The organism is Rhodospirillaceae bacterium (assembly GCA_002728255.1).
Taxonomy (GTDB): domain Bacteria; phylum Pseudomonadota; class Alphaproteobacteria; order UBA7887; family UBA7887.
The window spans coordinates 23,236-30,971 of sequence record PBWV01000051.1; the positions used below are offsets into that span (position 1 = coordinate 23,236).

At 45.5% G+C, this 7,736-nt stretch carries 6 protein-coding genes; 1 reads left to right on the forward strand and 5 read right to left on the reverse strand.

Annotated elements, in window-relative coordinates; all coding sequences use genetic code 11:
- Positions 1–58: 58 nt before the first annotated feature.
- A complete protein-coding gene (locus tag CMM32_12345; GenBank protein MBT07676.1) occupies positions 59–1,414 on the reverse strand; it encodes an ABC transporter ATP-binding protein in 1,356 nt (451 codons plus the stop codon).
- Positions 1,407–3,194: an oligoendopeptidase F gene (locus CMM32_12350; protein MBT07677.1), complete on the reverse strand. Its 1,788-nt coding sequence runs from the start codon at positions 3,192–3,194 to the stop codon at positions 1,407–1,409. Before CMM32_12350 ends, CMM32_12345 begins: the two co-directional genes overlap by 8 nt.
- A 119-nt stretch (positions 3,195–3,313) precedes the next feature.
- Between CMM32_12350 and CMM32_12355 the strand changes: the two genes are divergently transcribed.
- The gene (locus CMM32_12355) at positions 3,314–5,068 is read left to right on the forward strand and encodes a long-chain fatty acid--CoA ligase (protein ID MBT07678.1); all 1,755 of its coding nucleotides are present in this window, start codon (positions 3,314–3,316) and stop codon (positions 5,066–5,068) included.
- A gap of 47 nt (positions 5,069–5,115) precedes the next feature.
- Here the strand turns inward: CMM32_12355 and CMM32_12360 are convergent, their stop codons facing one another.
- Genes CMM32_12360 through CMM32_12370 form a run of 3 tightly spaced genes read right to left on the reverse strand, consistent with a single transcriptional unit; the run spans position 5,116 to position 7,730 of the window.
- A complete protein-coding gene (locus CMM32_12360; GenBank protein ID MBT07679.1) occupies positions 5,116–6,207 on the reverse strand; it encodes a sugar ABC transporter ATP-binding protein in 1,092 nt (363 codons plus the stop codon).
- A gap of 6 nt (positions 6,208–6,213) precedes the next feature.
- Entirely contained in the window at positions 6,214–7,116 is a 903-nt protein-coding gene (locus CMM32_12365; GenBank protein ID MBT07680.1) for an ABC transporter permease, read from the reverse strand.
- Positions 7,113–7,730, reverse strand: coding sequence for an ABC transporter permease (locus CMM32_12370; protein ID MBT07681.1), 618 nt, complete (start codon positions 7,728–7,730; stop codon positions 7,113–7,115). The genes CMM32_12365 and CMM32_12370 overlap by 4 nt, the downstream gene beginning before the upstream one ends.
- Positions 7,731–7,736: the final 6 nt, after the last annotated feature.

The window sequence follows — 7,736 nt, forward strand, 5'->3', positions numbered from 1 at the left end:
CCTGCTTTTTTGTTGCAAGGCTGCAAATAATCCAAGTTAGTAGGTAATCCGCTATTTCTCAGACAAGGCCCACAGCACGGAGAGCCCGGCTTTGCCGTTCCTCCAATTCACTAACTTCAAAACCATCAATCAACTCTTCAAAGGTTGCATGCCAATTTATCTCCGCCTTCAAGTGCATAAAAACAGAACCCAAACCAACGGCCGCCCGATCGACCAGCACGAACTCAGGTGGAGGCTTAACACCCCCTAAACGGCGAAGCTCCCCGTGTACCTGGGATGCAACTTTGGCCCCATACTGACTGCCTCCATCATTTTGTATCCTTCTTGTTTTGTCTTCCAACAGAGGGGCGTACACAAAATTAGCCCAAACATTCAGCACTTCTATTATCTCTTTTGATAAGTTCGCGAAGCCCCAGCTTTCGTAAGCCGCCACCTCCAATTCTTTATCCCCCTTCAAAAGAGCTTGATAAAGATCAATAACCCCTTTCACAAAACGAGCTTCAAATATCCGGACACAGCCAAAATCAAGCAAGTTTATGGTTCCATCAGGGCGGGCTGTATAATTCCCCAAATGGGGATCGCCGTGAATCACACCAAAAAAATAGAATGGCACGTACCACGCCCGAAACATATTGCGAGCCAACGTATTGCGGATTTGAGGGGTTTTTTCAGCTATTCTTAACAAAGGCTCGCCATTTAACCACGTCATTGTCAATAAACGCTCTGTGGACTGGTCCCTCATTATTGCGGGCACCCTTATACCAACCTCCCTGCTTAAGAAGTTCCCATAAAGGCGGCAGTGGCGCGCTTCTCTCTGGTAGTCCAACTCTTCGCGCAATCGATCAGAAATCTCCTGATATATAGATGTTGGATCGATACTGTCGTCATATCTCTGGAAAAGATTGAAGATCAATTTTAGCTGCACAAGATCGGCCTCCACTGCGGAGCTCATACTTGGATACTGCAATTTGCAGGCCACCCCTTGTCCGTCCTGGAGGGTTGCCCTGTGAACCTGGCCCAAAGATGCAGCAAATGCCGCCTCTTTCTCAAAGGATTTGAAATTGCTTTGCCACTCTTTTCCAAGCTCTGTAGCCATACGTCTGCGAACAAAAGGCCAACCCATTGATGGGGCGTTTGACTGTAATTGCCGGAGCTCTGCAGCATATTCTGAAGGCAAAGCATCTGGTATGGTCGCAAGCAATTGCGCAACCTTCATCAACGGTCCCTTTAAGCCTCCTAGAGCATCCTTTAAGTCCTTTGCGTGACGGGTCCGGTTGATTTCAAGCCCCAGGTACCTCTCGCCAGCAACCCTAGCAGCCAGATTCCCCATCCGGCGAGAAACATCCGCATATCTTAATAACCTACTCCCACGCCTATTTGAATCCGATGACTTTGAGAATACGTCATCAGCCATTTTCAAGCTCGTCAACAAAACCTTCAATAACCCTCAATCCCTCGTGCCAAAAATCTGGATCCCCCGCATTCAGTCCAAAAGGCCTCAAAAGCTCAAAGTGTCGCTTGGACCCTCCGGCTCGCAACATATCAAGATACTTGTCTTCAAACCCATCGGGTTCAACTTGATAAATACCATAGAGTGAATTCACCAGACAGTCTCCGAATGCATACGCATACACATAGAAGGGTGTATGAACAAAATGCGGAATATACGACCAGTAGACCTTATAATCCTCATGGAGCTGTATACCTGGCCCTAAACTCTCTGCCTGGGTCTCCATCCATACATTCCCTATAACTTCGCTGGTCAACTCACCTGATTGTCGTAGCCCGTGCAATTTTTGTTCAAATTGGCAAAAAGAAATTTGGCGAACCACTGTGTTAAGCATATCCTCTATTTTTCCAGCTAACATTAATTTGCGCCTGGATGATTCCCTTTCCCGCTCCAACATCGCCCGAAAAACTAGCTGCTCGCCGAAGACACTAGCTGTCTCAGCCAATGTTAGGGGTGTCTCAGCCATTAGGGCCCCCTGATCTGCAGACAAAACCTGATGGACCCCATGTCCCAACTCATGGGCAAGCGTCATAACATCTCTGACCTTGCCTTGATAATTAAGCAAGATATAAGGGTTGGCAGAGGGAACCGTGGGATGGGAGAATGCTCCAGGAGTCTTGCCTGGTCTGACGCCGGCATCTATCCATTTTTTTTCAAAAAATTGTTCGCCAACTCGCGCCATTGTGGGAGAAAAATCATTATAGGCGGATAAAACCAAGGCTCTCGCTTCCTCCCAGGACGTCAGAGAATCATCATCCTCCGGCAACGGCGCATTACGATCCCAATAATCTAGCTTCTCTTTGCCCAACCACTTAGCCTTTAGTTTATAGTAACGATGCGAAAGCTTTGGATAACTTTGCTCCACCGCCTGTATAAGAGAATCTACTATGCCATCCTCAACTAGATTCTCTAGGTTTCGCGATGATATTGGTGCGGCAAACCCTCGACGTTTATCCTCAATCTCCTTGTCCTTAATCAAGGTATTAGTAATTAAGGTAAGGGTTCTAATTTGGCCAGAAAGGACACCAGAGATTTCCTGTGCTATTTCTTTACGCACAGTTTGCTCTGGCGAAGCCAAAAGATCGAATGCCTCTGAACTGTTTAACAACTTTCCTCTATGGACGAAACTCAAGCCAGCGATAGTCTCGTCAAACAGCCGTACCCAAGAAGATCTTCCCGTAATACTCTTATCCAAAAGAACGCTCTCTGCATCATCCGAGAGCTGGTAAGGGGCAAAAGCCCGACAATCTTTGATCCAAGGCCCATAGAGAAGTAAATCTGGGAATGTCAAAAACTCTTTAACTTTACCATCCTCTAAGCGATTAATTTCTAGATTAACGAACAGCAACTTACTCGAAATTTCCGTGCATTTTTCCTGCAGGTTCTGATAAAATTGGCCATTATGCTCATCTCTCATATCCGCGGCATAGACGAGCTGCGAGAAGCTGGATAATCTGCCTAGCCTGTCTTGCAAAGACTCATACCTCTTGATAAGAGACAATATTTCTCTTGCCTCTAGGTCCGCTATCCGACCTTGGAATTTATCTGCCAGAATTTGCGCATCAGTCCGAACTTCCGCTAAACACTCTTCCACCTCAGGGGCACAAATACCCGAAAATAAGGCCCCCAGATCCCATTCAGGAAGCACTCCTAATCTCTCGTTCTTTTTTGGTAAAACAGACATAAAACCTCGCCTTCACTAGGTATTTATATGTTGATCATCTATAGCTAAAACAACCGAGCGCATTGTATTATTTACTATAATATAACTAGGTTGGACCAGTGCCGGTAAAGGAGGTAAAAATGGATTTGAATCGTTGGCCAAATTTGGTTGCAATGTTCTTTGAACAAGCTAGATCGAAGAAGGATTCCCCATTCCTGTGGAAAAAGCAACAAGGCGAATGGAACTCCATAAGCTGGTCGGAAACTGCGAACCAAGTGCGATTACTAGCTCTTGCATTGCAAGAATATGGCCTAAACTTGGGTGATAGAGTTGTACTTGTTGGTGAAAATAGCCCTGAATGGGCCATTGCAGACTTTGCGATTATGGCAGCCGGCGGGATTACCGTGCCGACCTACACAACAAACACATCCGATGACCATCACCATATATTGGCAGATAGTGAAGCAACAATAGCCATAGTTTCAAACCAGAAATTAGCCGACCCTTTGTTGAAGGCAGCCGAGCGACTTCCAGCTCTGAAACAAATAATCTCTATAGAAAAGATTGTAGTAAATCGTGATGCTGGGTTTAACATTAAGTCTTGGGATGAAGCACTACGCCAGGGCAATTTGAGCAACGACCGAAATGTACTTAGATCCGATCAGATAACCCAAGAAGATACTGCCTGTATAATTTATACCTCTGGTACTGGTGGTACTCCCAAAGGGGTCATGCTCAGCCATCGTTCTATACTGTGCAATTGTGTAGGAGCCTTCCACTTACTTCTTGAATTGGGTCTTGACGATGAAGTCTTTCTATCGTTCTTGCCACTTTCCCACTCCTATGAACACAGCTGCGGACTCATGTTTCCCACCGCTATTGGCGCACAAATCTATTACGCTGAGGGCATAGATAAGTTGGCATCGAACCTCACAGAAGTTCGACCCACCCTTATGACAAGCGTGCCCAGGCTATACGAGATGATGCGGCTGAGAATCATAGATGGTGTTCAAAGAGCAGGCGGACTCAAAGCAAAACTTTTCATGCTTGCCCTTGATTTAGGTACGGAGCGCTACGAGCAAGGAGGGCAGTTAAAACTTCATAAAACACCAACAGATAAGCTGGTAGATATTTTGGTGAGAAAAAAGGTCAAAATGAGGTTTGGTGGCCGGCTAAAAGCCATGGTGTCTGGCGGGGCTCCCTTAAATATACAAGTCGGAATATTTTTTACTGCATTAGGGCTACGCCTATTGCAAGGATACGGCCAAACTGAAGCTGGGCCGGTAATCAGTTGCAATCCATCAACCAAAATTAAACTTGATACTGTGGGCCCCGCTCTCCACAGCGTCGACGTTAAAATTGCGGAAGATGGTGAGATCCTAGTTCGAGGCCCCCTTCTAATGAATGGTTATTGGAAACAGCCTAACACCACCCAGAATACCATCAAAGACGGCTGGCTTCACACGGGAGACATCGGAGAGCTAGATGGAGATGGCTATATAACCATCACAGACCGAAAAAAAGATATTATCGTATTGTCTGGAGGAGACAACATATCTCCTCAAAGAGTAGAGGGCGTCCTAGGGCTAGAGCCCGAGATTGCACAAGCAATGGTGGTGGGAGACGGCCGCAAACACCTTGTGGCATTGCTAGTCCCATCGGAACAAACCCGCGAACTTCAAACAAATTCCCCTGACGAGAATACCTTAAAAAAAACCATTGGAGATGCCGTCGCAAGAGCTAATTCAACCCTTTCTGTAATTGAACAAGTGCGAGGCTTCAGTGTTGTTGAAGACCCCTTCACTGTCGATAACGAAATGCTGACACCTACCCTAAAAAACAGGCGTCACAAGATCCTCCAAAATTATGCAGAAGCCATTGAAACTTTGTATTAGCGATACAAGTTACCTAATCGCCGCAAACAGCACTCGCTCTCATAACCTTACAAAGCGAGATCGGTAGACCGATCAAAAATATGAATTTGCTCAGTATCAAAGCAGACCTTGGCAGATTGTCCAGGTTGTGGATTTAACTCGGGAGCTACCCGCCCGCACAACGCTTCACCTGCTAGAGAAAAGTAAACCATGGTTTCCATACCTAGTGGCTCCACAAAATCTACCCCGACTGAAAGAGAAATACCATCTCGATCGGCTCTTTCTTCCGTTATATGCTCGGGCCGTATTCCAAGAGTTAAAGGCTTCCCTACATAGGGTCTATATCTCTCAAGGCGTCCAGAGGAAACCGGCAAACTCAGTTCGCTGCCAACCTTGACAACAAGACCTCCGTCTAATTCACTCAATTCACAATCCAAGAAATTCATAGCCGGTGAGCCTATAAAACCTGCAACAAATCTTGTTCTAGGAGAATGATATAGCTCTCCTGGCGTACCAACTTGATCAATCAATCCAGCGTTCATAACAACCACCCTATCTGCAAGGGTCATAGCCTCAACCTGATCATGGGTAACGTAGACAGTAGTAGTTTTCAAATGTTGGTGAACGCGCTTGATTTCTATCCGCATCTGCCCACGAAGCTTCGCATCAAGGTTACTTAACGGCTCATCAAAGAGAAATACTCGTGGATTCCGGACGATTGCCCGCCCCATTGCTACCCGTTGACGCTGGCCCCCAGAAAGCTGCTTGGGCCTTCTATTCAATAACTCCGTGATACCTAAAACTTCAGCGGCTTCCTCAACGCGCTTTTTGATATCATCCTTAGGATATTTTCTAAGCCGAAGACCAAATGACATATTTTGAAATACTGTCATGTGAGGATAGAGTGCATAATTTTGAAAGACCATCGCAATATCGCGATCTTTTGGAGGAACATCATTAACTAGTTCGCCCCCTATCAAAATTTCTCCTTCCGTCACCTCCTCAAGCCCCGCGATCATTCGAAGGGTCGTACTTTTGCCACACCCAGAAGGACCAACTAGAACGACAAATTCATTATTTTCTATTTCGAGATCTATGCCGCTAACCGCCTCGGTGCGGTCAAACCTTTTATGAAGATTGGTTAAAGTAACGTCTGCCATGTTATATCAACCCTTTGTCGCGCCAGATGTCAGCCCAGCTATGTAATAGTCCATTAAAAACGCATAAAGAATAACAGGGGGAGCAGCAGCCAATAAGGCCCCTGCCATCAACCCACCCCAATGAAATACATCGCCTTTGATTAAGGTAGTAACGGTTCCAACAGTTAATACCATCTGATTATCACTATATATATAAGCAAGAGGATATAAAAACGATGCCCAGGAAACTGTGAACGCGAAAATCGTTGCCGCGATCAGACCTGGCAAAGCAACCGGAATAAACACCCTTAAAAGCATCTGCATATGATTCGCACCATCAATTAATGCCGCCTCATCTAACTCCTTGGGTATAGAGGCAAAATATCCGATCATAATCCAAGTGCAAAATGGAACCGTCAATGTGGGGTAAACAAGCACCAACACCCAGTACGAATTTAATAAACCCAATCCTCCTACGATTTTAAATAACGGAATAAATAGCAACGAATCTGGGACTAGATACACAAGAAAAACGCCGGTCGCTATTACACCTGAGCCCCAAAATCCCAGTCTGGAAAGAGCATAAGCAGCGAGAACGCTGATCACCATAGTGATCAACACCACAAAAAAGGCGACGATTACCGTATTCTTAAAATAAGTAAGAAACGCTGTCTCGGTTAGTAAATTAATATAATGCTCGATGGTCAGACCTTGTTCAATAATCCACGGGTTTGTAGAAAGGTCAGCAATCTCAGCGTTTGTCTTCAACGAGGTAATCAACATATAAAAAGGGGGACACAAAAAGAAAATCACGAACACGATTAGGCACGCATACGAAGCAATCAAAGCCCACTTACGATCGCTATTTAAGCTTGTGTTTTTGCCAATGAGCGCTCCCAGGGCACCCGTGTTACGTGTGCGATTTGTCATATATTCACCGTACGCTGGCGGACATTGCGGAGGATTATGAATGCGAGCACCGCAAGTAGAGGGAACATAAATAGGGAAACTGCCGCGCCTAACGGAATATCTCCTGATTCGATCCCCACTCTAAAGGAATATGATGCGAATAAATGCGTCGAGTTCCTCGGCCCACCTTGGGTTAGCACCCGCACGATATCAAAGTTAGCAAACGTTACGATTATTGAAAACAATATCGTAATAGAAATAATATTCCTCATCATTGGAATGGTCACATGTATTAATTTCTGCCAGGCGTTAGCTCCATCTATAGAAGCCGCCTCATACAAATCCTCAGGAATAGACTTTAAGGAAGCTAAATACATGATTAAGAAAAATGGAGCACCCACCCAAACATTGACTAATATAATTGAAAACCGCGCCCAAAAAGTATCACTGAGCCATGGAATGGCCGACAGCCCGAGCCCTTCTAATATCCAATTGAAAGAACTATAAGTTGGCTCAAACAACCACCACCAGCCAAGTGTGGATAACGCTGGGGGGATAACCCAAGGCACGAGCATCATTCCCCGCCACTTACGTTGGCCTTTGCTTGGGATATTATTTACTGCATGTGCAGCTATAAAACC